The 26,098-nt window shown below is 61.8% G+C and carries 24 protein-coding genes; 13 read left to right on the top strand and 11 right to left on the bottom strand.

The window, feature by feature from the left end:
- Nucleotides 1-20 precede the first annotated feature (20 nt).
- The 6 genes from ET21_RS0119775 to ET21_RS0119750 all read right to left on the bottom strand — a co-directional run bounded on the left by ET21_RS0119775 (nucleotide 21) and on the right by ET21_RS0119750 (nucleotide 5,561).
- Nucleotides 21-959 (bottom strand): Gfo/Idh/MocA family oxidoreductase, encoded by a 939-nt coding sequence (locus ET21_RS0119775; RefSeq protein WP_030541016.1) that lies wholly within the window; start codon nucleotides 957-959, stop codon nucleotides 21-23.
- A gap of 48 nt (nucleotides 960-1,007) precedes the next feature.
- Entirely contained in the window at nucleotides 1,008-1,853 is an 846-nt protein-coding gene (locus ET21_RS0119770) for a class III extradiol dioxygenase subunit beta (RefSeq protein ID WP_030541015.1), read from the bottom strand.
- On the bottom strand, nucleotides 1,853-2,254 hold the full coding sequence (ligA, locus tag ET21_RS0119765; protein ID WP_030541014.1) for a protocatechuate 4,5-dioxygenase subunit alpha: 402 nt from the start codon (nucleotides 2,252-2,254) through the stop codon (nucleotides 1,853-1,855). Before ligA ends, ET21_RS0119770 begins: the two co-directional genes overlap by 1 nt.
- Before the next feature lie 109 nt (nucleotides 2,255-2,363).
- Nucleotides 2,364-3,386, bottom strand: a complete 1,023-nt coding sequence (locus tag ET21_RS0119760; RefSeq protein ID WP_030541013.1) for an amidohydrolase family protein — start codon at nucleotides 3,384-3,386, stop codon at nucleotides 2,364-2,366.
- Between the two features lie 62 nt (nucleotides 3,387-3,448).
- Nucleotides 3,449-4,345, bottom strand: a complete 897-nt coding sequence (locus ET21_RS0119755; RefSeq protein ID WP_030541012.1) for an NAD(P)-dependent oxidoreductase — start codon at nucleotides 4,343-4,345, stop codon at nucleotides 3,449-3,451.
- 64 nt (nucleotides 4,346-4,409) lie between these two features.
- Nucleotides 4,410-5,561 (bottom strand): LysR substrate-binding domain-containing protein, encoded by a 1,152-nt coding sequence (locus ET21_RS0119750; RefSeq protein ID WP_030541011.1) that lies wholly within the window; start codon nucleotides 5,559-5,561, stop codon nucleotides 4,410-4,412.
- A gap of 105 nt (nucleotides 5,562-5,666) precedes the next feature.
- Here ET21_RS0119750 and ligK point away from each other — a divergent pair, with 105 nt between their 5' ends.
- From ligK to ET21_RS0119730, 4 genes are all read left to right on the top strand, one after another.
- Entirely contained in the window at nucleotides 5,667-6,341 is a 675-nt protein-coding gene (gene ligK / locus ET21_RS0119745) for a 4-carboxy-4-hydroxy-2-oxoadipate aldolase/oxaloacetate decarboxylase (protein ID WP_021239003.1), read from the top strand.
- A 118-nt stretch (nucleotides 6,342-6,459) separates the two neighbouring features.
- Nucleotides 6,460-7,494 (top strand): 4-oxalomesaconate tautomerase, encoded by a 1,035-nt coding sequence (locus ET21_RS0119740; RefSeq protein WP_030541010.1) that lies wholly within the window; start codon nucleotides 6,460-6,462, stop codon nucleotides 7,492-7,494.
- Nucleotides 7,491-8,372: an amidohydrolase family protein gene (locus tag ET21_RS0119735; RefSeq protein WP_030541009.1), complete on the top strand. Its 882-nt coding sequence runs from the start codon at nucleotides 7,491-7,493 to the stop codon at nucleotides 8,370-8,372. The genes ET21_RS0119740 and ET21_RS0119735 overlap by 4 nt, the downstream gene beginning before the upstream one ends.
- A 153-nt stretch (nucleotides 8,373-8,525) precedes the next feature.
- Nucleotides 8,526-9,236: a MucR family transcriptional regulator gene (locus tag ET21_RS0119730; protein WP_030541008.1), complete on the top strand. Its 711-nt coding sequence runs from the start codon at nucleotides 8,526-8,528 to the stop codon at nucleotides 9,234-9,236.
- A 152-nt stretch (nucleotides 9,237-9,388) separates the two neighbouring features.
- On the opposite strand, the gene ET21_RS0119725 is transcribed toward ET21_RS0119730, so the two are convergent.
- The 3 genes from ET21_RS0119725 to ET21_RS0119715 form a co-directional block, all read right to left on the bottom strand.
- Nucleotides 9,389-11,623 (bottom strand): TonB-dependent receptor, encoded by a 2,235-nt coding sequence (locus tag ET21_RS0119725; protein WP_030541007.1) that lies wholly within the window; start codon nucleotides 11,621-11,623, stop codon nucleotides 9,389-9,391.
- Between the two features lie 405 nt (nucleotides 11,624-12,028).
- Nucleotides 12,029-13,102: a VOC family protein gene (locus ET21_RS0119720; protein ID WP_081856792.1), complete on the bottom strand. Its 1,074-nt coding sequence runs from the start codon at nucleotides 13,100-13,102 to the stop codon at nucleotides 12,029-12,031.
- A gap of 157 nt (nucleotides 13,103-13,259) precedes the next feature.
- Entirely contained in the window at nucleotides 13,260-14,153 is an 894-nt protein-coding gene (locus ET21_RS0119715) for a LysR family transcriptional regulator (protein ID WP_037471508.1), read from the bottom strand.
- A gap of 92 nt (nucleotides 14,154-14,245) precedes the next feature.
- Between ET21_RS0119715 and ET21_RS0119710 the strand changes: the two genes are divergently transcribed.
- The 5 genes from ET21_RS0119710 to ET21_RS0119690 all read left to right on the top strand — a co-directional run bounded on the left by ET21_RS0119710 (nucleotide 14,246) and on the right by ET21_RS0119690 (nucleotide 19,610).
- Nucleotides 14,246-15,412 carry an iron-containing alcohol dehydrogenase gene (locus ET21_RS0119710; RefSeq protein ID WP_030541004.1) on the top strand — a complete coding sequence of 389 codons (1,167 nt, stop codon included), beginning with the start codon at nucleotides 14,246-14,248 and terminating at the stop codon, nucleotides 15,410-15,412.
- 11 nt (nucleotides 15,413-15,423) lie between these two features.
- The gene (locus ET21_RS0119705; RefSeq protein WP_030541003.1) at nucleotides 15,424-16,920 is read left to right on the top strand and encodes a CoA-acylating methylmalonate-semialdehyde dehydrogenase; all 1,497 of its coding nucleotides are present in this window, start codon (nucleotides 15,424-15,426) and stop codon (nucleotides 16,918-16,920) included.
- Nucleotides 16,921-16,922: 2 nt separating this feature from the next.
- Entirely contained in the window at nucleotides 16,923-17,978 is a 1,056-nt protein-coding gene (locus tag ET21_RS0119700) for an enoyl-CoA hydratase/isomerase family protein (protein WP_030541002.1), read from the top strand.
- A gap of 165 nt (nucleotides 17,979-18,143) precedes the next feature.
- Nucleotides 18,144-19,235 carry an aromatic ring-hydroxylating dioxygenase subunit alpha gene (locus tag ET21_RS0119695; RefSeq protein WP_051768258.1) on the top strand — a complete coding sequence of 364 codons (1,092 nt, stop codon included), beginning with the start codon at nucleotides 18,144-18,146 and terminating at the stop codon, nucleotides 19,233-19,235.
- 57 nt (nucleotides 19,236-19,292) lie between these two features.
- Nucleotides 19,293-19,610: a 2Fe-2S iron-sulfur cluster-binding protein gene (locus tag ET21_RS0119690; RefSeq protein WP_021239013.1), complete on the top strand. Its 318-nt coding sequence runs from the start codon at nucleotides 19,293-19,295 to the stop codon at nucleotides 19,608-19,610.
- Between the two features lie 89 nt (nucleotides 19,611-19,699).
- Here ET21_RS0119690 and purU read toward each other — a convergent pair whose 3' ends face one another.
- A complete protein-coding gene (purU, locus tag ET21_RS0119685) occupies nucleotides 19,700-20,557 on the bottom strand; it encodes a formyltetrahydrofolate deformylase (RefSeq protein WP_030541000.1) in 858 nt (285 codons plus the stop codon).
- A 47-nt stretch (nucleotides 20,558-20,604) separates the two neighbouring features.
- Nucleotides 20,605-21,882 (bottom strand): aminomethyltransferase family protein, encoded by a 1,278-nt coding sequence (locus ET21_RS0119680; RefSeq protein WP_030540999.1) that lies wholly within the window; start codon nucleotides 21,880-21,882, stop codon nucleotides 20,605-20,607.
- Between the two features lie 105 nt (nucleotides 21,883-21,987).
- Between ET21_RS0119680 and ET21_RS0119675 the strand changes: the two genes are divergently transcribed.
- The 4 genes from ET21_RS0119675 to ET21_RS0119660 all read left to right on the top strand — a co-directional run bounded on the left by ET21_RS0119675 (nucleotide 21,988) and on the right by ET21_RS0119660 (nucleotide 26,093).
- Nucleotides 21,988-22,923, top strand: a complete 936-nt coding sequence (locus ET21_RS0119675; RefSeq protein WP_030540998.1) for a LysR family transcriptional regulator — start codon at nucleotides 21,988-21,990, stop codon at nucleotides 22,921-22,923.
- A gap of 244 nt (nucleotides 22,924-23,167) precedes the next feature.
- Nucleotides 23,168-24,130, top strand: a complete 963-nt coding sequence (locus ET21_RS0119670; protein ID WP_051768257.1) for a LysR family transcriptional regulator — start codon at nucleotides 23,168-23,170, stop codon at nucleotides 24,128-24,130.
- The gene (locus ET21_RS0119665) at nucleotides 24,127-25,056 is read left to right on the top strand and encodes a 3-keto-5-aminohexanoate cleavage protein (protein WP_030540996.1); all 930 of its coding nucleotides are present in this window, start codon (nucleotides 24,127-24,129) and stop codon (nucleotides 25,054-25,056) included. The genes ET21_RS0119670 and ET21_RS0119665 overlap by 4 nt, the downstream gene beginning before the upstream one ends.
- On the top strand, nucleotides 25,053-26,093 hold the full coding sequence (locus ET21_RS0119660; protein WP_030540995.1) for an SMP-30/gluconolactonase/LRE family protein: 1,041 nt from the start codon (nucleotides 25,053-25,055) through the stop codon (nucleotides 26,091-26,093). Before ET21_RS0119665 ends, ET21_RS0119660 begins: the two co-directional genes overlap by 4 nt.
- Nucleotides 26,094-26,098: the final 5 nt, after the last annotated feature.

Here is a 26,098-nt window from a genome sequence, read left to right as displayed (position 1 = left end):
TCGACGGGGAGGGTCGGGCGTTACCCCAGCTGCTTTTCCAGTTCGCCAAGCACGCGATAGCAGTCGAAAACCTTCGCCACGCTCGAATTGGGCTCGCGCCCCTCGCGGATGGCGCTCACAAATTCGCGGTCCTGCAATTCGATCCCGTTCATCGACACGGCTACCTTGGACACGTCGATCGGTTCTTCCTTGCCGTTCACCAGGTCGTCATAGCGCGCGATATAGGTGCCCGTGTCGCCGATATAGCGGAAGAAGGTCCCCAGCGGCCCGTCATTGTTGAAGCTGAGCGACAGCGTGCAGATCGCCCCCGTTTCGCTTTTCAACTGGATCGACATGTCCATGGCGATCCCCAGATCCGGGTGGATTGGCCCCTGCATCGCATGGGCGTCCACGATCTTCCCGGCCTGATAGGCGAACAGGTCCACCGTGTGCGCCGCATGGTGCCACAGCAGATGGTCCGTCCAGGACCGTGGCTCACCCTTCGCATTGATGTTCTTGCGGCGGAAGAAATAGGTCTGCACGTCCATCTGCTGGACGTTGAACTCGCCCGCCTTGATGCGGTTGTGCACCCATTGATGGCTGGGGTTGAACCGCCGCGTATGCCCGACCATGCAGGTGAGGCCGGTTTCCTGCTGCCTGGCCAGCACCGCCTGCGCATCGGCCCAGCTGTCGGCGAGCGGGATTTCCACCTGGACATGCTTGCCCGCGTCCATGCAGGCGATCGCCTGCGCCGCATGCATCTGGGTGGGCGTGCACAGGATCACAGCGTCCACATCGTCGCGCGCCAGGGTGTCGTCCAGTTCGGTCGTCGCGTGCCCGATCCCATATTTGTCAGCGATCGCCTGGGTCGCTTCCAGGCGGCGGCCGACGAGCGAGGTGACGGTCACGCCGTCGATATTCTTGAGGCCGTCCAGATGCTTTTCACCAAAGGCACCTGCACCGGCAAGGGCTATACGCATGGGGGAACTCCTTACTTTGTCCCCCTCCCGCAAGCGGGAGGGGAGGATTCAGATAACCGGCTCCAGCACCAGATGCCCGACAGCCGTATTGCTCGCGGGCACATGATAATGGCGGTGCAGCGGCCTGACCTTCCTGCCCAGCGCGCCGCGCATGATCAGCCACATCACCATCTCGATCCCTTCGGACCCGGTCTCGCGCAGATATTCGATGTGCGGGATCGCCCGCAGCGCGCCGTCATCCTCCGCGCTCATCAGGTCCAGGAAACGGTTGTCCCACTCCGCGTTGATCAGCCCGGCGCGCGGACCCTGCAACTGGTGGCTCATGCCGCCCGTGCCCCACACCTGTACGTTCAGATCTTCCGGGAAGCTTTCCACCGCCCGCGCGATCGCCTCGCCCAGCATCCAGCAGCGGTTGCCAGACGGCGGCGGATAGGTGACGACATTCACCGCCAGCGGTATCACCTTGACCGGCCATGCCTCAGGCTGCCCTAACATCAGGCTCAGCGGCACCGTCAGCCCATGGTCGACATCCATCTCATTGATCATGGTCATGTCGAATTCGTCCAGGATCAGGCTCTGCGCGATATGCCAGGCCAGGTCCGCATGCCCCTCCACATCGGGCACAGGGCGCGGGCCCCAGCCTTCATCGCAAATGCCGTAGCGGTCCGCGCAGCCGATCGCGAAGGTCGGGATGATCTTCATGTCGAAGGCGGAGGCATGGTCATTATAGACCAGCACCACCACGTCGGGCTTTTCCTGCGCGATCCACTGCCGCGACCAGTCATAGCCCGCGAACACCGGCTGCCAGTAGGGCTCGGCCGTCTTGCCCAGATCCATCGCCGCGCCGATGGCCGGTACGTGGCTGGTCGCAACGCCAGCAGTAATGCGGGCCATCAGCGTTTCTCCTTTATCGAACGGACGCCTTCGGGCGAGCGCCCCCCGGCCACCATCATCGCCTGATAATCTTCCGGGCTCATGCCCGTCATGGTCCCCACCGCCTGTAGGAAGGACAGCCCATCGGTGGAAAACACCTTGGCCAGGAAATAGATGTTCCCGCCCAGGTCCAGGCAGCGGTTATAGTCGCGGTCCAATATCGCCTGCTTCTGCTCGTCGGTCATCGGCCATTCGTCGATATAGGCGCGCTCGTCCGCCTTCCACCGCTCGCGGTTTTCCGCCTTCATTAGGCTCATGGCAAACTGGTTCATCCAATATCCCTGCCGCGCCCGCCGGGCGGTATAGACACGGGTGCCGGGAATATCGTCGAACTGGGCCAGATATTCGTGAATGTCGCTCATGCGGCCAACCTCGCAATTAGGGGAAACCCATCTCCCGCCCCTTCCTTCCAACAGAGGGACGGGAGACAGGCCCACCCCCCACAGGGATATATGGGGGGTGTGGAAGCTCTCACAGGCCGCGCGCCTTCAACTGCGCGTCCAGCCGGGGGAAGACGCGCCTGGCATTGCCTTCGAATATCGCGTGGCGCTCGGCCTCGCTGATGTCCAGCGCGTCGACATAGCGTTTGGTGTCGTCGAAATAATGGCCGGTAGTGGGATCGATCCCGCGCACCGCGCCGACCATTTCCGATCCGAACAGGATGTTCTTGTTGTCGATCACATCCGCCAGCAGGTCGATGCCCGGCTGATGATAGACGCATGTGTCGAAGAAGATGTTGTTCATCAGATGCGTGTCGAGGCTGGGCTTCTTCAGCATGTCGGCAAGGCCGCGATACCGCCCCCAATGATAGGGCACCGCGCCGCCGCCATGCGGGATGATGAAGCGCAGCGCCGGGAAATCCCTGAACAGGTCGCCCTCCAGCAACTGCATGAAGGCGATCGTGTCGGCTGCGATATAATAGCCGCCAGTCGCATGCATCGCCGGATTGCAGCTGCCCGACACATGGATCATCGCCGGAACGTCCAGTTCGACCATCTTCTCGTAAAAAGGATACCAGTAGCGATCGGTCAACGGCGGATGCTGGAAATGGCCGCCGCCCGGATCGGGATTGAGGTTGCAGCCGATGAACCCCATGCCGACGCAGCGTTCCAGTTCGGCGATGCTGTTCGCCATGTCGGCCTTCGGCGATTGCGGCAGCATGCACACGCCGGCGAACGTCTCCGGGAACAACCCCACCACCCGCGCGATCAGGTCGTTGCAGCGCATCGCCCATTCCTTCGCGACCTCCGCATCGCCCACATGCGGGGCCATGGCCGAAGCGCGGGGCGAAAAGATCGTCAGGTCAGCGCCGCGCTCCTTGATCAGGCGCAGCTGGTTGGATTCGATCGTGTCGCGAATCTCATCGTCGCTGATCTCAGGATAAGGGGGCGGCACGGTGCCCGCCTTGAACGCCGCCTTCTGCTCCTCCCGCCAGGCGTCATGCCCCTTGGGAAGCACCGTATAATGGCCGTGGCAGTCGATAATCAGGCTCATCGCGTTCCTCTTCCCATTCTAACATGCCCCTGCGCAGGCAGGAGCACTCAACTCTCCGAAACTTACGCCCCAGCCCCGCCGTCCAAAACCGAAGCCCCGGAATCGCGAATGGCCGCAACCTTCCCCTCGATCCCGGCAGGCGGGGCCTTCACTCCCAGGGCGCCGATCGCCCGCTGCCGCTCCACCGTCCCGCGCGTCATCGCCGCTCCGGTGCCCAGCGCTTCCAGCGTCTTCACCACCTCTTCCATCTCGGCCGCGCGGCGGATGCCATGCACCAGCATGCGGTCCAGATTATAGTCCGCCCGCGCTTCCCAGGGCTTCGCTTTCTCGCTCGCGTCCAACGACGCCAGCACTTCCGCGCGCACGCCCGCCGCTTCGGCCGCCAGCACGCATTCGGCGGTCAGCGCTTCCATGCCCTTCACCATCACCGACCGGATCATCTTGATCGCCGAAGCGCGTCCCACCGCTTCCCCGGCCACCCGCATATTCGCAAAGCCCAGAGCGCCGAGCCGCGCCTTCGCCTGCTCCGCCTGCGCCCCGCTCAACAGCAGCGGCACCGAAAGCCGCGCCGGATCGACAGGCGCCATCACCGCTACGTCGACATAATGGCCGCCCGCCGCCTCGATCACCTGCGCCGCCGCCTGCTTGGTCTGCGGCGCGACGCTGTTGAGGTCGCAATAGATCGCGCCGGGCGCCAGGCATTCCGCCGCCGCTTCCGCCACGGCCGGGGCCTGATCCGCCGTCACCAGCGAAAGCACGAGGTCAACGCCCGAAAGCGCATCTTCCATAAAGCGCGCGCCCAGCACATGCGCCGCGCCATAGGCGGCCAGCATCGCGTCCCGGTCGCCGGGGCTATTGGTCTTCGCGTCGAACACATGCGCCCGCGCGCGCCAATCGCCCGCCAATGCGAAGGTCGAACCCGCCTCGCCAAATCCGATCAGACCGACTTCCTGCTCCATGGACGCAGGCATGACTCATCGGCACGATCCCGGCCAATCGAATCCACGGACTTCCTATTAGATTTTACGAATTAAGATCGCCGACCTCCGCCTCGACCGCCGCCATGAAGCGCTGTTGCAGCCGCGTCGGCCGCCAGTCCGCCCGCGTCGTCAACCCGATCGTGCGGCTGATCGCGCCGGGGGCCGGGCCGATATCCGCCACCAGCCCCGCATCCAGTTCCAGCGCGAGCTGGTCGACCGACAGCATCGTCAGATAATCTCCGCCCACCAGCAGTTCGCGGATCGTCATCACCGACCCGCATTCGATCGGCACCTGCGGCAGGTCGCCGCCCAGCGCCTCGAACATATGCTGCCACAACCGGCGCAGCGGCGCGCCTTCGGGCGGCAATATCCAGGGAAAGCGCCGCAACGCGGCGGCGTCCCACCCCTTGGCCAGCGGATGCCCCGCGCGCGCCAATATCGTCGGCCTGTCCTCGAATAAGGGCCGCTGATCCAGATCCTGGCCGATCGACCGGTCGCGCAGCGCGCCGATCATCATGTCCACCTCGCCATCGCGCAGCGGCCCAACCAGTTCGGCATGCGACCCCTCATGCACATTGATATGCACCCGCGGAAAGTCCGCCCGGAAGCGTGCGATCGCACGGGGCAGCAGCCGCGCGCGCGACAGCGGCATCGCCCCGACCACGATCCTCCCGCTCTCCTGCCCCTTCAATTCCGCCAGATCGTCCAGCCCCGAACGCAGCTCCGCCAGCGCCAGCCTCAGCCGCCGCGCCAGCATCGCCCCCTGCCGCGTCAGCACCAGCCCGCGCCCCCGCCGGTCCGCCAGCCTGTATCCCATCGCCAGGCCCAGATCGCCCACCGCCCGGTGCAGCGAAGGCTCCGTCACCCCCGCTTCCGCCGCCGCCGCCGCATAGCTCCCCGCCCGCGCCAGCGCGACGAAGGCGCGTATCTGCGCCGCCGTCACCCGGCTGCTGCCGATCAGCCGCAGCGCCGCCTCGACACGCGGGGCCAGCCTGCCTGCCGCCTCCGTGGGGGCCATTCCGCCTGGTTGCCGTTCGAACAGGGGCAGGCCCAACTGCGCCTCCAGCTTGGCGATGCCCTGCGTCACCGCAGGCTGCGTCAAGTTCACAGACCGCGCCGCCAGGCTGACGCTCCCCTGCTCCACCACCGCCGCCATGGCGGCCAGATGGCGGATATTGAACTGGTCGGGACTCATGATCGACGATTAGCAAAAACTAATAGGAAGCACATAGATCAAATTGGAGGAATTCGTTCCAAGGCTCCATTTCACTCGTGATTTCGCGAGAGAGGAAAAGGGATCATGTCCGCCATCGTCGTCCAGAATATCGAACGGGCAGAGCTTTCCGTCATCGACGGCCTCGCCAGATGCGGCGTCGCCACCGTCCATGAAGCGCAGGGCCGCACCGGCCTCCTCGCCCCCTATATGCGCCCCATCTACGCAGGCGCGCGCATCGCGGGCAGCGCCGTCACCATCTCCGCCCCTCCCGGCGACAACTGGATGGTCCATGTCGCGATCGAGCAGTTGAAGGAAGGCGACATCCTCCTCCTCGCGCCCACCAGCCCCTGCACCGACGGCTATTTCGGCGACCTGCTCGCCACCTCCGCCCAGGCGCGCGGCTGCCGCGGCCTCGTCATCGACGCGGGCGTGCGCGACATTCGCGATCTCACCGCCATGCACTTTCCGGTCTGGTCGAAGGCCGTCCATGCCCAGGGCACGGTCAAGAACACGCTGGGCAGCGTCAACGTCCCGGTCGTCTGCGCCAACGCCCTCGTCAATCCGGGCGACGTCATCATCGCCGACGATGACGGCGTCTGCATCGTCCCGCGCGCCGATGCCGCCGCCGTGCTGGAAAAGGCGCAGGCGCGCGAAGCCGCCGAAGAAGCCAAGCGCGTCCGCCTTGCCGCTGGTGAACTCGGCCTCGACATCTACAATATGCGCCCCCGCCTGGAAGAGATGGGACTGAAATATATCTGAGTCCCAAAGCCGTTCGTTTCGAGCATAGTCGAGAAACGATGGAAACGCGCTAACCGCTTCTCGACTACGCTCGAAGCGAACGGAGGTTGAAGTGACCCCATCCACCCAAGCCCGCGTCATGTGGATGCGCGGCGGCACGTCGAAGGGCGGCTATTTCCTCGCTCAGGACCTCCCCGCCGATCCAGCCGCCCGCGACACCTTTCTCCTGCGCATCATGGGTTCCCCCGACCCGCGCCAGATCGACGGCATGGGCGGCGCCGATCCGCTGACCAGCAAGGTCGCGGTCGTGAAGAAATCCGACCGCGAAGGCGTCGATGTCGATTATCTTTTCCTCCAGGTCTTCGTGGATCAGGCCATCGTGACCGACGCCCAGAATTGCGGCAACATCCTCGCAGGCGTCGGCCCCTTCGCCATAGAGCGCGGCCTCATCCCCGCCAGCGAAGGCGAGACCCGTGTCGCCATCTATATGGAAAATACCGGCCAGATCGCCATCGCCACGGTCCAGACGCCCGGTGGCAAGGTCCGCTATGACGGCGACGCCAGGATAGACGGTGTGCCCGGCACCGCCGCGCCCATCCCGCTGGAATTTCGCGACACCGCCGGTTCCTCCTGCGGCGCGCTTCTCCCCACCGGCAACGCCTTCGATGAAGTCGAGGGCGTGCGCGTCACCCTGATCGACAATGGCATGCCATGCGTCGTCATGAAGGCGGAAGATGTCGGCGTCACCGGCTATGAAGACCGTGAGACGCTGGACAATGACCGCGCGTTGAAGGCGCGCATCGAAAAGATCCGCCTCGCTGTCGGCGAACGCATGAACCTGGGCGACGTCAAGGACAAGTCGGTGCCGAAGATGATGCTCGTCGCCCCGCCGCGCAATGGCGGCGCTGTCACGGTGCGCAGCTTCATCCCCCATCGCGCCCATGCCTCAATTGGGGTGCTGGGCGCGGTGAGCGTCGCCACCGCCTGCCTGATCGAAGGGTCGCCTGCCGCCGAGGTCGCCGCCATCCCGGACGGTAACCGCAAGACGCTGCCGGTCGAACATCCGACCGGCGAAACCACCTGCGTCATGGAACTGGACGAAAGCGGCAATATCACCAGCGCCGCCATGCTTCGCACCGCCCGCAAGCTCATGGATGGAGAAATTTTCGCATGACGGACCGCATCGTCAGCTGGCACGCCAATCCGTCAATTCCGCGCTTCACACCGCCGCCGGGCGCGGTTGATGCGCATTGCCATGTATTTGGCCCGATGGCGCAATTCCCGTTCAGCCCGAAGGCCAAATATTTGCCGGAAGATGCTGGCCCGGACATGCTGTTCGCCCTGCGCGACCGGCTGGGCTTTTCCCGCAACGTCATCGTCCAGGCGAGTTGCCACGGCACCGACAACAGTGCGACGCTGAATGCCATCGCCCGTTCGGAAGGAAAGGCGCGCGGCGTCGCCGTGGTCGATCCCGCGATTAGCGATGCGGAGCTGGAAAAGCTGCATGAAGGCGGCATGCGCGGCGTCCGCTTCAATTTCCTCAAACGCCTTGTCGACGACGCGCCCAAGGACAAGTTTCTGGAAGTCGCCCGCCGCGTCCAGCCGCTGGACTGGCATGTCGTCGTCTATTTCGAAGCGGACATATTGGAGGAAATGCGCCCCTTCCTAGACGCCATTCCGGCCTTGATCGTCATCGATCATATGGGCCGCCCTGACGTATCCCAGGGGCCGGACGGTGCCGACATGCGCGCCTTCCGCTCATTACTCGACAGCCGGGACGACATCTGGACCAAGGTCACATGCCCCGATCGGCTAGACCCGAAAGGCCCGCCCTGGGATGATTTCGCCCGTTCCGTCGCGCCGCTGGTGGAAGATTATCCTGACCGCGTGCTATGGGGCACTGACTGGCCTCACCCAAATATGGAAAAGGCCATTCCCGACGATGGGTTGCTGGTGGACATGATCCCCCGCATCGCGCCAACGGCCGAACTTCAGCGCAAGCTGCTGGTCGACAATCCCATGCGGCTTTACTGGCCGGAGGAACAAAGCTGACCAGCGCCGTCAAGGTACAGAGTTGATCCTGCACAGGACGCCTCGCCTGCTAACATCGCTATAGCCGTGACAGACGAGCAGGGCACCATTTACATCGAAGGTCAGGACAAGCTAAGAGCTTGCCTTCTCTTCCCTGCGGATGGATGCCCCACGATGCCCGATGAACTACAGCCCGACATTACGGCACTTACCGTTCAACTTTTGAGCGCCTATGTTTCCAAGAACAATGTTCCGAGCGAGAGCCTGGCCGATTTGATCAGGTCGACGCGCGCGGCGCTGTTGCAAAATCCGGCCGAAGAGGCGGGGGCTGCGGAGCCGGAATATGTCCCGGCCGTGTCGATCCGCAAGAGCTTGTCATCGCCTGACCATATATTGAGCTTGATCAATGGTCAGCCTTACAAGACATTGAAGCGGCATCTTGAGGCCAATGGATTGACGGCGGACGAATATCGCCAGCGCTACAAGCTGCCCAAATCCTACCCCCTGGTTGCGCCCAACTATTCCGAAGCGCGCCGTGGCGTTGCCCAGCGGCTTGGCCTTGGCCGCAAGACCCCTGCGGGCAATGCGGAAACTACGCCTGCGCAAAGCGCGCCGCCCGAACAGCCCAAAGCGGCAGCAAAGCCCGCTACGGCCGCGCCGGTGAAAGCGCCAGCCGCTTCCCCGAACAAGGACGTCAAGAGCAAGGCAGCGGAAAAACCCACCGCCGATGCCAAGGCGAAGGCGCGCAAGCGCCTCTCGATCGCAAGCCCGAAGGGGCAGGATAAGGCAGCGGCGGCAGCTGATGCACCCACTCCGCCCAAGGCAAAGGCGAAGCGCCGGGCAGCACCACGGAAAACGGCATCTGCTGAAACGAAGGGCGAGTGATAAAAGGACAGCGGTTCAGCCGAGTGGCTTAGCCACCCGCCTCAATGGCTTAGCGACATATACGGGGATTGACCGCAAAGCGCTTCCAACACTTGAGGCTGGTTCCGCGCGCAAGACAACGCAATGCCCTGCGCGCGGACGGTATGAGCGCCTCAGAAGCGGGCGCTCACCGCTATGCCATAGGTGCGCGGTTCGAAGACGGACCCGCCGTCCACCAATTCCTGCTCGCTCAAAAGACCATAAACCTTGGAGTTGGTGAGGTTCCGGCCCCACAAGCGCACCTTGTAATGATCGCCGGGGAAAGAATAACCGATTTCGGCGGACACAAGTTCATACCCCGGCTGGAAGATACGGTTGTCCGCCTCCGGGAACCAGCGTGCGCTGCGATAGTAATTCCCGCTCAGTGAAAGCGTCCCGCCGCCAAGAGCGGTTTCATAAGTTGCGCCAAGATTGAAGGTATAATCTGGAGCATTGATGGTGTGACGGCCTGACGCATCGAAGGAGCTGATGGAGTTGCCTCCTGTCAATTGCCCGGTTACCGGGTCCCTGTTGGGCGTGATCAGAACCGCATCGGGGAAAGATGTGTAGCGCGAATGCATCAAGGAAAGTGAGCCTCGCAGCGTCAATCCTTGAAACGGAATTGCCGTCAATTCAGCCTCAGCGCCGTAGATCTTGGCTGATGCCGCATTAAGGATCTGGAGCGTGCCGGACAATGTACGCGTCAACTGGATATTGCTGTAGTCATAATAGAACCCAGCAATATTCAGCCGCAAATGGCGGTCGAGCGCATCGACCTTCAACCCTCCCTCGAAGGCATCGATCCTTTCGGGCTCGAGCGGAGGGGCTGTAAGGGCATTCAAGTTGAACGTCCCGCTTTTGAAGCCACGATTGTAGGACGCATAGACCATCAGGTCAGGCGTGAAGTGATGGTCGAGAGACAGGCGCCAGCTGGGCTGGCTGTCCGTCACCTTTTGAGGCTCCGCGACGGTTCGCGGAAGCGCAACGTCTGCGAAAGTCAGGATAGTCTGGTTATATCCGCTCAACCGGCGGCGATCACGCGTGTAGCGAATGCCACCCGTAAGATTCGTGTCCTCACCCAGCGGAACCGTCGCTTGTGCATAGGCTGCCAGCGATGTGGTCACCTGACGAGCATTGGTGATCTGATCAATAGGACCGGGCTGGTGCGAGAGGAACGGGTAAACCGTCGCGTTGGGATTGGTTCTGGCATCGTTACGGAAGTAATAAAGGCCGAAAATCCATTTGATCGGGCTGCTCTCGTCCGACAGAAGTTGCAGTTCCTGGGAGAACTGCTTTTCGCGTGGTTGCAAGGCAATCACCAGGCCAGGCGTTGGACTGGCGTCCTGGTCAAAACTTTGAAAACCCTTCGTGTTGCGATATGCAGAGATGCTGAGCAGGCGAATGTCGCCGAGCCCCTGTTCTACCTTCAGGCTACCACCCCAGGCTTCGACACGCGAATCGGAGAAGTAATCGCTCGCGGTATCCCAAAATCCGCCGTTAAACCGGTATCCTGTCGCAGTCACCACGCCCTCGATCGCCCGGACGGCGACGGCCTTGCTTGAATGCGTCTTGGAATAATCTGCCGAAAGCGTGATCCGCGTGTCGGAACCAGGCTCATACAGCCATTTGGTGCGCAACGATAGATCAAGCGGTGTTCTGTTGACGTCCTCACCCGTGGGGATGTTCTTCCCCCAGCCCTGCCCCTGGTGAGAATAATAGCCCGCGAAGTCCACCGCCAGATTTGGTGCAATCCCTCCGGTCGCGTATAGCTTTGTTTCCAGTGTTTCGAAATTATCGTAGCCGACGCTGGCCTCCACCGAAGGCGTCTGGCTGGGATCGCGCGTTATCACCTGTACAAGGCCGCCCGTTGCATTGCGGCCAAACAATGTTCCCTGTGGCCCCTTCAGTACTTCGATACGTTCTATATTGTTGAGTGCGAACACGGAGCCTGCTTGAGACGCGATATAGACGCCATCGACATAAGTGGCGATGCTAGATTCCTGCCCCGCACCAACTGATTGTGCGCCGACGCCGCGAAGGAATGGCGTGGCATTTCCCACCGAGATCGTGACTTTAAGACCGGGGGTGATCACGGCGAGATCCTGCGTGCCACGGACGCCGAGCGCCTGCACGGCCTCCGCAGTCACGGCAGTTACCGACACCGGAACACGCTGCAAATTTTCACTGCGCCGTTGCGCCGTGACTACAATATCCTCAATCTGGCCTGAGGAAGCGGAACTGCCGTTTGCACCTGATACTCCGGCAGCAGGCGCATTCTGGTCATTACCAGAGGCGTGCTCCTGTCCCCATACAGGCGTGGATATTGTCAATGCAATGATCGACACGCCCAACATCTTCGTTGTTCGCATGGCTATTACTCCTCCCCCATAACCGCCAATATTCGCGGCTGATTGATTTCGCCGATTCCGGCTATCCTATGAACGGACAATAAATTCAGAGCAGGCAGCAATGCCCAACTTCTCCGCCGGACATAGATCCCGGCGTATAATTTACGTTTTTTCTTTACTGCCAACCCAAATGACCTCCAGGGACTTCGCCCTGGGAGTTTCTTTGCCATTCAGTTACGCTCGATAAGGAACAGAGCAGCCAGATCAAATGCAAGCTGGTTATGAACGGCATCAGCCGGACCGATAGTTTGGCTCATCGGGAAGACCATGGGAGAGCGCATGCAAGCATCAGCGTTCCGGCCCAGACCATGAAGGCCTGAGCCGAAAAAATTCTCCAACGGTGCCTGGGGAGCGTGTATCGCGCGGCTATTCAGCCGCCACCTGCTCATCACCTGCCGGAACTTCGCTCGGATGCGCTTCCAACTGCTTTTCCGCCGCGAGATAAGGACGCGGCTTTGTCTCGCCCCGGTCATGAACGAAGCCGGGCGCGAAACCTACGCTCCAGTCGTGCCCTTCATACCAGAATTGCGGGATGTCGTGCATCCACTGGGCAAAGCCGAACATCGCGTCGAAATCGCGCGGGACCCAATTGTCGTCACATGCATCGACATCCGCGCCATATTCGGCGTCGCCTCCGGCCGGACAGGGAATATAGTTGAACAGGCCCGAGGAAATCCGGTGACGGCCAAGCCCCCATTCCGATTTCGCCCAGCCCCGGCGCTGCATATAGAGGGTGCCAGCCATGATCTCGTCCAGATCGGTGACCGCGAAGTTCGTATGGCAGAAAGATGTCTTGCCCTGCACCGACGCGAAGGGAAGGTTTGAGCTATAGAAGAAGATGTTATGGTGATCGCTTGCGCCATCAGCGCGAAGATAGGAACCGAAGCCACGCTGCGTATCCGTCAGGCGGAAATCCAGGCGATCGCGCATGAACTGGGCGCAGCCATCGGTATCTGCGACGAAGAAAACGACATGACCGAGCCGCTTCGGATAGGCACGCTCGATCCATTTGCGATGGACATTGAGCCGGTTGATGTTCCCCGGCGAATTGACCGGATCGACAGACGTTTGCGGCATGCGGAAGGTGGGCCAGAGGCGCAGCGCCATGGGAATGCCGCCATCAGCGATGAAATGCGCCGTCCCGTCAGGATCGCGGCGCACATCCCGGTCGGCCGCGACGCGTGCCGCCAGACGGTCGAGATCGGCCTGGCAATCAATACCCCATACAGTCTCATGAACGCCGATGCCGACGATTTCCGAACCCTCTATCGGGTGGGTCGAAAGCCGTTGTAATATGACATTGGATGTATCGGGCAGGCGATAACGCACCATGTCGCTGGTTCGATCATAGATTTTGAGGCCATAATCCTCAAAGAAATCGACGCACCGTTCCAGATCGTCGACACAATAAACGAGCGATTCTATCCCGAGGATTGTCACGTCATACTCTCCACACAATTCTTGCCAGCAAGGCGGCTGGGTTCATTTGCTGGAATAATAGCGCGCGGCAGCGCCATCAAATCGTATGTCTTTATCCCCGCCATCCGCTGGGTTTATGGCAGGATCGGCAAGGTTCCGGCCCGCCGCAGCTTTGCGATTACTGGAACAGGTGTCGTTCGGCCGATACGCGCTCACGTATCCAGCTTGCCGCTGTATGGACCGCCAGCGACGTTTCCCCCTGGGAAGGCTCGACAAGCCAGTAGCTTCGCTCAAGCATGATCTCGTGCGGCAGGATAGGCACCAGTTGCGGACGGCTGCGGGCAATGAAGGCGGGCAGGACGCACAACCCATGCCCGGCACAGGCGAATTCCATCTGCGCATAGAGGCTGGAGCTTTGCAGCGCTGGCCTCAAACCCGGCAGGATTTCGCTCAAATAGTCGAGGCCGCGGGTGAAGACCAGATCATCAATATAGCCGGAAAAGGGGTGGCGGACCAGATCATCGCGATTGTGGATTTCGGGAGAGCTGGCGAGATACTCCTGCGATCCATAGACGAACAGCCGGTAATTCACCAATTCTTTGCGGTCGGATTTGGGCAGATTGGGCGGATTGAGCGTGATGATAAGATCGGCCTCCCAGCGCGACAAGGCGACGATCTGCTGAATGGTCAGCAGTTCGATGCGAAGCCGGGGGTAGGCGCGCGTGAAAGCAGGCAGTCGGCTCGCCAGAAAGAAATTGCCGAAGCCTTCGAGTGAACTGACGCGGATGTGACCGCTGATCTCGCCCGCCGAACCGATCTCCGCCTCGATATGGGCGGCTTCATGATCGATCTTCGCCGCCGCCTCCAGCAGCTTGATGCCCGTCCGGGTCAACCCATAGCCGCGAAGCGTCCGTTCGAACAATTTGGTCGAAAGCCCCCGCTCCAGCGCATCGATCCGGCGGATCACCGTCGCATGGTCCACGGCCAGCCTGCGCGCGGCGGCTGAGACGGTGCCGGTCCGCGCCACGGCCAGAAAATAGCGCAGGTCGCCCCAATCGAATGCCAACGCCATCCCTCCCGCAAAACCGCACAAATACTGCGCAACCATATCTGTATCGTTGCACGAAGCGCTAGGCTAGGCCGTGAAAAAGGCGGAGGACCCTGATGACCTACCAAGCTGCGCTGCCGCGCGTGATGAAGATTGGCGCAGGCGCGTCCAAGGAATTAGGCGCGGTGCTCAAGATGCTGGGCCTGTCGCGCCCGTTTCTGGTGACCGATCGTTTCCTGCTGGAAAGCGGCCGTGTCGAACAGCTGCTGCATGGCCTTAGCGCCGATGCGATCGAAGCGCGCGTCTTTTCGGATACGGTGCCTGAGCCGACCGTGGCGTCGATCGAAAATGCGCTCGCCGACCTGCTTAGTGGAAACCATGATTGCGTGATCGGCTTCGGTGGCGGCAGCCCGATGGACAGCGCCAAGGCGATCGCGGTGCTGGCGGCCTTCGGTGGGGAATGCCGCGATTACAAAGTGCCGCATATTCAGGACATTTCAGGCCTGCCGGTGATCGCCATTCCGACGACGGCCGGTACGGGGTCGGAAGCGACGCGCTTCACCATCGTCACTGACGAGAAGAACGATGAAAAGATGCTCTGCACGGGCCTCGCCTATCTGCCGGTAGCGGCGCTGATCGACTACGAGCTTACGCTGACTATGCCGCCCCGACTGACCGCCGACACCGGCATCGACGCGCTGACCCATGCGATCGAAGCCTATGTGTCGCGGCGCGCGAACCCCTTTTCCGACAGCTTCGCCCTGTCCGCCATGCGCGCCATCGCGCCGAACCTCTATCGCGTATGGGCCGACCCGCAGGACAGGGCCGCGCGCGAGGCGATGATGTTCGGATCGACACAGGCGGGCATTGCCTTTTCCAACGCCAGCGTCGCGCTCGTCCATGGCATGAGCCGACCCATCGGCGCGCATTTCCATGTGCCCCATGGCCTGTCCAATGCCATGCTGCTGCCCGCGGTGACAGCATGGTCAGCGCCGGGCGCCCTCACCCGCTATGCCGAATGCGCCCGCGCCATGGGCGTCGCGGATGAGAGCGAAGGCGATCAGGGTGCAGTCGGCAAGCTGATCGACGAACTCGTCCGGCTCAACACCGAACTCAAGGTGCCCAGCCCCTCGGCCTACGGCATCGATGGGGAGCGCTGGCACGCGCTTCTGCCCACGATGGTCGAACAGGCGCTGGCTTCAGGCTCACCGTCCAACAATCCCGTCATTCCCACCCCCGGCGAGATCGAGGCGATCTATCGCCAGGTCTGGGCGGCGGCTTAAGGAGACATCATGTGACTTCGATTCAGCATTTTATCAGCGGAGCTTTCACCTCCGGCAGTGGCAGCAAGACGCTGCCGGTCTTCAATCCCGCCACGGGCGAACAGAGCGGCACCCTCAGCATCGCCGACGCGGCGACCGTTGACCAAGCGGTCGCCAGCGCGCTTGCCGCTTTCCCGGCCTGGGTGGCAACGCCTCCGCATGTCCGCGCGCGCGTGCTGTTCCGCTTCCGCGATCTGGTCGAACAGAATATGGACCGGCTGGCGGGCATCATCACGGCCGAACATGGCAAAGTGTTGTCCGACGCGAAGGGCGAACTCACGCGCGGGCTGGAAGTCGTCGAATTCGCCTGCGGCATCCCGCAGATGCTGAAGGGCGACTATAGCGAAAAGGTCGGCAGAGGCGTCGATGCCGTATCGCTGCGCCAGCCGCTGGGCGTGGTTGCGGGGATCACCCCGTTCAACTTCCCCGCCATGGTGCCGATGTGGATGTTTCCCGTGGCGATCGCCTGCGGCAACAGCTTCGTGCTCAAGCCTTCCGAGCGCGATCCCAGCCTGGCGGGAGAGATTGGCCTGCTGCTCCAGAAAGCGGGGCTTCCCGATGGCGTCTTCAATGTGGTGCATGGCGGCAAGGCGGCGGTGGATGCGCTGCTGGACGATCCCCGTGTAGATGCGATCAGCTTCGTCGGCTCCACCCCGATCGCTGAATATGTGCATCATCGCGGCACTGCGGCGGGTAAGCGTGTGCAGGCGCTGGGCGGCGCGAAAAACCATATGGTCATCATGCCAGACGCCGATCTCGACCAGGCGGCCGACGCGCTGATGGGCGCGGCTTTCGGCTCCGCTGGCGAACGCTGCATGGCGATTTCCGTCGCGGTGCCGGTAGGGCAGGAAACGGCCGACGCGCTGATCGAGCGGCTGACGCCTCGTGTGCGCAGCCTGGCCATAGGGCCGGGGACCGATCCCGCCGCCGAGATGGGCCCGCTCATCACCGCCGCCCATCGCGACAAGGTGTCGGGCTATATCGATGCTGGCGTTGCAGAAGGCGCGAAGCTGGTGGTCGATGGCCGTGGCCTGTCGCTACAGGGTTATGAGCAGGGCTTCTTCCTGGGCGGCACGCTGTTCGACAATGTCCGCCCCGATATGCGCATCTATCGGGAGGAGATTTTCGGGCCCGTCCTTTCGGTCGTGCGCGCCGGTAGTTTCGAGGAAGCGCTGACGCTGGTGAACGATCATGAATTCGGCAACGGCACGGCGATCTTCACCCGCGACGGCGATGCGGCGCAAAGCTTCCTCAGCCGGGTGCAGGCGGGCATGGTCGGCGTCAACGTTCCTATCCCCGTCCCCATGGCCTTCCATTCCTTTGGCGGCTGGAAGCGGTCGCTGTTCGGCGACCATCATATCCACGGCCCGGAAGGCGTACGCTTCTACACACGGCTCAAGACAGCCACGCTGCGCTGGCCGACGGGCATTCGTGCCGGGGCGGACTTCATCATGCCGACGCTGAGCTGACCATGAGCGGCGACGTCATCATAGAGGTGCAGGGTGGCGTCGGGCGGCTCCAGCTGAACCGGCCCAAGGCGCTGCATGCCCTCAATCTGTCGATGTGCCGTGCTATGCTTGAGACGCTCGCGGCGTGGATCGATGATCCGGCGGTCAGGCTGGTGATTATCGACCATGCCGAAGGGCGCGGATTCTGCGCGGGTGGCGACATTCGCATGCTGGCCGAGAGCGGGGCTGCGGACGGCAAGGAAGCCGCCGCCTTCTTTCATACAGAATATCAGCTCAACCACCTGCTGTTCACCTATCCCAAGCCGGTAATCGCCTTCATGGACGGCATCACCATGGGCGGAGGCGTGGGGATATCCCTGCCCTGCCGATACCGCGTCGCGACGGAAAGGACGCGCCTTGCGATGCCGGAAAGCGGCATCGGCCTCTTTCCCGATGTCGGCGGCGGCTGGTATCTTTCGCGGTTGCCGGGCCGCATCGGCGCATGGCTCGCGCTTACCGGCGCGAGCCTGAACGGCGCGGACTGCGTGGCGTTGAAGGTCGCTACACACTATATCCTCTCCGGCAAGGTCGAGGAGGCGAAGGCGGCGCTGTTGTCCTCCGGCAGGGAGCCGCAGGACAGTCTCGCGGCATGGACGGTCGAAGCCGCGCCGCCTGCAATCCAGGCGCAGCAAGCCGATATCAATCGCCTTTTCGCCAGCGATCGTTATGAGGATATTCTTGCGGCGTTGCGCAGCGATGGCGGCGAATGGGCCACCGCGCAACTGGCCGCCCTTGCAAAAAAATCCAATCTCACCTGCAAGATCGCGCTGCGTCAGTTGATCGAAGCTGCCCGCCACAGTGATTTCGCCGACGAGATGCGCATGGAATATCGCATCGCCACACGCATTTGCCGCAGCGCCGATTTCATTGAAGGGGTGCGCGCCCTGCTGATCGACAAGGATCTTGATCCGAAATGGACCCCCGCGGAACCGGAGGGCGTGACCGGGTCCATGGTCGAGGAATATTTCGCTCCAATGCCGCCGGGCGAGGAGTGGCAGCCTTTAAGGATAAAGCGCTGAATTGCCCATCCACTGGACTGATATCGGGTATCACCAGCTTATATTTTACGCGCGTGCAAGCGCGCGATATTTCTTAGGCGAAAGAACGGTACGCCGTCTGACATGCTTGCGAAAAGGCATGCAACGGCCGGTCGCAACAGGCAGAGGAACTCAGAAAGGTATTCCATGCAAAATCCATCGATGCTGATGCCGGAGCCAGTGCGCGAGAGCCTTAGCGGGGACGAAATGCGGAATTGGCCGAAGAATAATTGGTGGGTCGTCGCCCATGCGAGCGAGCTTGGCGCAAAGCCGATCGCGCGGTGGGCGCTGGAAATGCCGATCGTGATCTTCCGCAAGGAAGATGGGTCCATTGCCGCCCTGATCGATCGCTGCCCGCATCGCTGGGCTCCGCTTTCGATGGGTGAGGTCGAGGGCGACAGGATCGTCTGCGGCTATCACGGCATGGCATTTGACGAGACCGGCCGATGCATCAACGTGCCATCGCAGCGCCATACCCCTTCCGCCATTCAGGTCGGCGCATTCGCGGCGATCGAACGCTATGGCTTCATCTGGCTATGGGGCGGCGAGCGGGCGGATGCCGACCCGTCGCTGATCCCTGAAGAACTGGCGTTCCTGGATAATCCAAGCTGGCATAGCGTGTGGGGATACAAGTCCGTCAAGGGCAACTACATGCAGATCAAGGAGAATGTTCTGGACCTGACGCACTTCGCCTATCTGCATGCCAAGTCGCTGAAAGTTGCCGACTGGACGGATGCGCCGGAGGTCGAGGTCACCGATCGCTTCATCAAATATAAGCAGGAATTCAAGATGTCGCCGCTGGCGGCAGTCTATGCCGATCCCGCTGGCAAGGAAGTCGGCAAGCCCATCAATCGCACCTCATGGGGCTGCTACTATTCCCCGTCCGTCAATATAGGCGCGGTCGACATGCATGATCCCAACCCGGAGCCGAACGGGCTGGAACGGTTCGCCCTGCGGGTGATCCACCTGACCACGCCAGTATCGCCGCTCGCCACCCATTATTTCTGGGTTTGGGCGCGCGACCATGGCGAGCCCTATGACGTCGACGCCTATCGCGCCTATGTCAGTTCCGTCTTTGACGAAGACATCACCATGATCGAAGCGACGGCGGCTCTGTGCCAGCGCGCGCCGGATCAGGAAAAGGCGCGCGAATATAGCGTGGCAGCGGACCGCGCGGCAGTCGAGGCGCGGCGCCGCGTCGCTGATCTCGTGCAGCGGGAAAGGGTTGCGGCGGCCTGATCAGGCCGCCTCCATTTGGTACCGCAAATTATTGAGATGTAAAGGCGCTGACGAGGAATGACGACGATTGAAGTGACCACCCGAGAGGGTCAGAAGGTCGATGTGAAGGCGAGTGAAGGCTTGAGCCTGATGGAGATCATCCGTGACGGCGGCGTAGATGAATTGCTGGCCCTGTGCGGCGGATGCTGTTCATGCGCCACATGCCATATCATCGTGGACGAGGAATTTGCGCGGCATCTTCCACCGATCAGCGCCGATGAGGATGACCTTCTCGACAGTTCGGCCCATCGCAATTCGCGGTCCAGATTGTCTTGCCAGATTCCCTTCACGCAAGCGCTTGAAGGCATCCGGGTGACACTCGCGCCCGAAGATTAGCTGAGCGCGTTAGTCTGACATACCATCCCCGGCATCTCGATGATGCCGGGGATGGTCACGTAAGCTGCCGCAACTTTATCCTTATGGTCTTAGTGAGGGAAGACGACGGTCGTCTGCTCGTTCACGAACACCCGGTCCTCCAGGAAGGCGTGAACCGCGCGTGACAGAACGCGGCGTTCAATGTCGCGGCCCTTCCTGACCAGATCGTCGGGCGAATCCCGGTGGCTGACGCGATCGACATCCTGTTCGATGATCGGTCCTTCATCCAGATCAGCCGTCACGAAATGGGCCGTCGCGCCGATCAGCTTGACGCCGCGGGCGTGGGCCTGGTGATAGGGTTTCGCGCCCTTGAAGCCGGGGAGGAAGCTGTGATGAATGTTGATGCAGCGCCCTGCGAGGAAAGCGGCCAGGTCGTCGGACAAGATTTGCATATAGCGCGCCAGCACGATGAGATCCGGCTGGGTTTCGTTGACCAGGGCCTTGATCCGGCTCTCCTGCTGCGCCTTCGTATCCTTGGTGATGGGGAAATGATGGAAGGGGATGTCACCCACCAGCGACACCTTGAGCGCCTCAAGTGGATGGTTGGACACGATGCCGACAATGTCCATGTTCAATTCGCCAAGCCGGTGCCGGTAAAGAAGGTCGCCAAGGCAATGGTCGAATTTGGAAACGAGGATCAGAACCTTCTTGGGCGTCGCATGAGGGCGCATGGTCCAATCGAGCCCATGTTCACCCGCCGTCGTGACAAAGGCCTTCTCCAGAGACGGCAGGCTGGAATCGTCCGCCAAGGTGAATTCGACGCGCATGAAGAAGCGGCCGGTGAAGACATCCTCGAACTGCTGCGCCTCGCGGATGTTCGCGCCATTGCGCACCAGCGTTCCGGCGACGGCCGCGACTATGCCCGGACGATCGGCACAACTGAGCTTCAAAATATAGGTATCGGACACGAGCATTCCCCCCGGCTCGAAAATGACAGGAGTGAGATTAGTAGCAATCAGCGCAGCGCGTGCATATCCACGCGACGATTATCCTGCTTGTAAGGCGCGGACGCGACCTTCGCCCTGATCTGCTTCTGCGGTTCGCCTGGCGCACCCCAGATTACTGTGACATCGGTGCCGATTTCCGCATGGGCGACATCGATGACGCATAGCGACAGCATTTCGCGAAAGAAGAAGCTGTACCCGCGCGAGGTCGCGACCCCGACATCCTGTCCACCCGCCACAACGCGGTCGGCCCACATGAAGCCGCGCTGGTCCCGTGGCATCTCCATGAAATGATAGGGCGCGCCAGAGCGGAACAGCGACGCATGGACATCCAGCACGTCGTCAGCGTTCCAGACAAGCGTGCGGATCACGCGCCGGGGCGCTGCCACTTCGGCCTCCAGCGCGGCGCGGCCAAGGAAATCATGGTCGAAATTGATCACCTTGGCCCATCCCAGTTCGACCGGGCTGCGATACCAGTCACTGATATCATCCGACTGGAAGCTGCCCGCGACATTGAAGGTGGAGGCGAATGCCGGCAACCCGACGCGGAAGGCTTCCAGATAGCCGCGAAGGTCCTCATCGAAAATCGCAGGCATATAGTCGGTAACGATAGTAGGATAGCAGGCTTCCAGATGATTGATGAAGGCGGCCCGGCCGCCCAGTTTGCGGATGCCGAACTCCTGTCCCGCTTCCACCACAGCGTCATAGACGGCCTTCGCGTCTTCCGCAGGGCCTTGCAGCTCCCAGCCCGGCTCGCCCGACATGCCCTGACGCAGCGCGACCACGGGCCGCCCGGCGATGATCGTTTCGCCATTACGCATGAACTTGATGTCGCGGATCTGCGGTCCAACCAGCTTTTCCATCACGGCGGCCGCGAGCGGTCCTGCCACCTGGAAATTATAGCCTTCCTCCGCAATGCTCTCGACATCATAGCTGCCTTGGGCGAGCTGATAATCGATCCAGAAAGTGCCGCGCCCGAATAGCCGGACTTCCTGCTCGCCCAAGCGGGTCAGGATGCCTTCCGCTATGACCTTGCCCGCTTTCGTGACGTGTATGGCGTGTTTGGACTGGCCTACGGCGAAATTCGCGAAACTGTTGACGGTGAAGTCGGAAAAAAGCTTGAAGACGTCAGGACCGCGATAACGCCGCTGCCACAGGAAAGACCAGTCGCCAATATAGCATGTCTGCTTCCAGGACATGCTTTCATCCAGCCAGTCGGTATATTCCGGCAATCCCCAGCGGGTGGTGAAATAGCCCTCCGGCGTGCGACGCAGCGCTGCTATATCCATTCGGCAGATCCTATCCTTGTTGCGCTGTCGACGCAGCGCCAATCCCTATCGCTCGTCAGGCTCATCTTGAAAAGCGACTAAGATGAGATATGCCTTATTCGATATATGGATATCAGACGCCTTGACCTTAATCTGCTGCTTCTGCTGGACCGTCTTTATGACAGCCGCAGCCTGACCGCTGCGGCTTATGCGCTGGGGATCAGGCAGCCGCTCGCCAGCAGCCGCCTTGCCGAACTACGGCGCTATTTCGGCGACGAGCTGTTCGTGCGAACCGGGCGGGGAATGCGGCCGACGCCCTTTACAGAACGCATCATCACGCCCCTGCGCGAAGCTATGGCGATTATAGAGGGCAAGGTGATCCGCAAGCCGGGTTATGATGCGGCGAATAGCGACCGGGAATTTACGCTGACCACGTCCGATATCGGCGCGCTCGTCTTCCTGCCGCCGCTTCTGGATGTGCTCGCCCAGGTTGCGCCCCGGATCACGCTGCGGTGCCTGTCCCTTCCGCAAAATCAGGTACATGCAGCGCTGGAGCGCGGGATGATCGACCTTGCGATCGGTTATTTCCCGGATGTGCGCGGACCCAATATCGGATGCGCACCCCTGTTCGAACATCCCTTCAGCTGCATCGTGCGTGATAGCAATCAGATCGTCGGCACGTCCCTCGACCTCAACGCTTTCCTTGCAGCGGAGCATCTGGTGGTCGATCAGGAAGGCAGCAGCCAGGCGATCGTCGAGCGTCGCGTCGCTGATCTTGGGCTGGCGCGCCGCGTCCGCCTGCATGTCCCGAATTTCCTGAGCGTTCCGCACCTCATTTCCCGCACGGACATGATCAGCGTGGTGCCTTCGTCGCTGGGCGTCGCCTATGCCCGCATCTACCCCTTGCGCGTGCTTCCGCCGCCCTTCCCCATTCCCGCGATCCCGCTGGGCTTCTTCTGGCATCGCCGCACCGAGGGAGATCCCGAAGTCGGATGGCTGCGCGAATTCGTGCGATCGGAACTCACCGGCCGCGATCCCACCGCGATCATGACCGAAACATAACCGCACGAGCGCGGTTCCTGAGATAATCCCCGGTTATATCAAACATTATCACTTTAAATTTTCTAGCCCCGTCCTGCTCCGATAAAACCCGGAAGAGCGGCGAGCCATTGGCAGTAACGGACGGAGATGGAGCATGGGGGGACGAGCGAGGATTCCCGGCATTGCTCTGGAATGTGCGAAGCTGTGCCAGGCTGGGCATGGCTATGCCGGGCATAGGCGCCAGCTTGGCGCGATCGGCTGACCCATGCATTTCGAAGGCTTCGACCTTAATCTTCTTGTGTCGCTTGATGCGTTGCTGACCGAACGAAATGTGACGCGGGCATCGGAGAAATTGCGCGTTTCGCAGCCTGCCATGAGCGCGGCGCTCCAGAAGCTCCGCGTCCAACTGTCCGACCCGCTGCTGGAACGCATCGGCCGCCAGATGGAATTGACGCCCCGCGGGAAAGCCATCGCCGGGCCAGTCAAGGACCTGCTTTTCGGGATACGCGGCATATTCAATACCGAGGCGAGCTTCGACCCGGAAACCGCCCGTCATTCCTTCCGCATCGTGATGTCGGGTTATTGCGCCGAGGTGTTCGGTGTGCCGCTGGTCCACGCAATAGGGCGGCTCGCTCCCCATGTGACCTGCGAAATGCATGACTTGTCGATCGACATGATCGCGCGCCTTCGCGAAGGTCAGTTCGACATGGGCGTCGCCCTGCCGCACAGCGTCCTCTTCGACCCGGACTATGCGAACGACGGTCTTTGTACGCAACGCCTCTTCATCGATCATTTCGTGCTGGTCGGTTCGAGGAGCAATCCGGCGCTTGCGAAGGAACTCACTTATGACGAGTTTTGCGAGCAGCCTTATGTCGATGTCCGCATCGGTGGAACGGTCATCAGCCTGGTCGAACAGGCGCTGAGGCGGCAATCGAAACGGCCGCCCACCCGCGCATGGGCGCCTTCCTTCCTGCATGCGATGGCGATGGCGAGCCAGACCGAACTGCTGACGATGGTGCCAGCGCGGATGCTGGCGCTGCATGCGGACGCCCTGGAATTGAAGGCGGTGCCAGCGCCGCTGCCGGTCGATCCGCTTGAAGAAACCGCAATCTGGCACCCCCGGACCGATCTTGATCCCGCCCATTTGTGGTTGCGCGAAGTCGTCCAGAAGGTGGCCGCAAAAATGAATGGATCTGGACCTCACGAATTTCATGGAGTTGCAATTTGAGGAAAGTGATCATCACCTGCGCCGTGACAGGGGCCATCCACACGCCGTCCATGTCGCCGCATTTGCCCGTCACGCCGTCCGAGATCGCAGAGGCGGCGATCGGGGCGGCGCAGGCGGGCGCTGCCATCGTGCACCTTCATGCCCGGCAGCCAGAGGATGGGCGTCCCAGCCAGGACCCGGCGCTGTTCCGGCGCTTCCTTCCCGCGATCGCCGAACAGAGCGATGTCGTCATCAACATCACGACCGGCGGATCGCCCGTTCAGACGCTGGAAGAAAGGCTGGAGCCCGCGCGCGTGTTCCAGCCGGAACTGGCATCCCTCAACATGGGATCGATGAACTTTGGCCTGTTCGAGATGCTGAACAGGTTCAAGGAATTCCAGCATGATTGGGAAGAACCGTATCTGCGCAATTCCGACGATCTGGTCTTCCGCAACAGCTTCCGGGACATCGAGCATATTCTGCGGTCCTGCGGCGATGCGGGGACGCGGTTCGAGCTGGAATGCTATGACACAAGTCACCTCTATACCGCCGCCTATTTCCTGGATCGCGGCCTGCTGCCCAAGCCGCTTTTCATCCAGTCGGTCTTTGGTCTGCGGGGCGGCGCGGGGCCGCATTATGAAGATGTCATCATGATGCGGCGGACGGCCGACCGGCTGTTCGGCCATGACTATCAATGGTCCGTGCTGGGCGCTGGCCGCAACCAGATGCCGATCGCCACCATGTCCGCGGCGATCGGCGGCAATGTGCGCGTGGGGATCGAGGATTCGCTTTGGGACGGCCCCGGACGGTTGGCCCGGTCAAACGCCGATCAGGTGACCCGCATCCGGCAGGTCATCGAAGCGCTCTCGCTTGAAATCGCAACACCCGCCGAGGCCCGCGAGCTTCTCCAGCTCAAGGGCGCCGCCAATACAAGGATATCCGCATGACCGTCATCCGCACCTCCCCCGGACCCAATCCCCTCAGGGGCTGGCAGGTCGATCCCGCCACCATCCGATATGTGGGGGAGGGATTGCAGCGCCCCGAATGCATCCTGGCGCGCCCGGACGGCACATTGTTCACGGCCGACGCACGCGGCGGCGTGGTGGCGATCGCCAGGGACGGGTCGCAGCGGCTGATTGCCCAGCAGGCGGACCATCATTTCGATCTCGCCGCCGATGCCGCGTCCAGCCTGTTGACCGGCACCCTGCCCAACGGGCTGGCCTTCGATGCCGAGGGCAATTTCCTCATCGCCAATTTCGGCACGGACCGGCTGGAGATGATGACCCCTGGCGGCGCGACGCAAGTCCTGCTTTCCGAACTTGACGGCGCGCCGATGGGCAAGGTCAATTTCGTGCTGCGAGACAGCCGGAACAGGCTGTGGGTGACCATCTCCACCCGGATCAACCCGTGGAGCGATGCGATTTGCAGCACATTGCATGACGGCTATCTGCTGCTGATCGACGAGCGCGGCGCGCGGATCGTGGCCGATGGCTTTTCTTTCACGAACGAGGTCAGGCTGGATGCGGCGGAAGAGTGGATCTATGTCGCTGAAACCACGGCCAAGCGCATCACGCGGCTGCGCATCCGTGAGGATGGATCACTCACCGACCGGGAGATTTTCGGCCCCGGCAATCTTGGCAAGGGGCTGATCGACGGCATCAGCTTCGATGCCTATGGCAATTTGTGGGGCACGATGTTCCTGGCGGACCGGCTGATTGCCCTGACGCCTGACGGCGAACTGCTTGAACTACTGGACGATGGCAATGATGCCGCGACGGCAGAATTTGAAGCGGCCTTCGCCACGGGGGAGAGCGTTTCCTTCGACACTCTGTCGCGCTGCGGCGGAACGATCGCGCCCTGGCTTGCAAGCGTGACCTTTGGGGGCCCCGACCTCAAGACTGCTTATCTCGGCAGCCTAAAGGGGAGCCGCCTCCCCTATTTCACTTCCCCAGTTGCGGGATTGCCCATGGTTCACTGGCGCTGATCAAG

The organism is Sphingobium sp. DC-2, assembly GCF_000722555.1.
Classification (GTDB): Bacteria; Pseudomonadota; Alphaproteobacteria; order Sphingomonadales; family Sphingomonadaceae; genus Sphingobium; species Sphingobium quisquiliarum.
The sequence above is the reverse complement of the archived record's forward strand: the minus strand, read 5'-3'. Positions and strand labels throughout refer to the sequence as shown.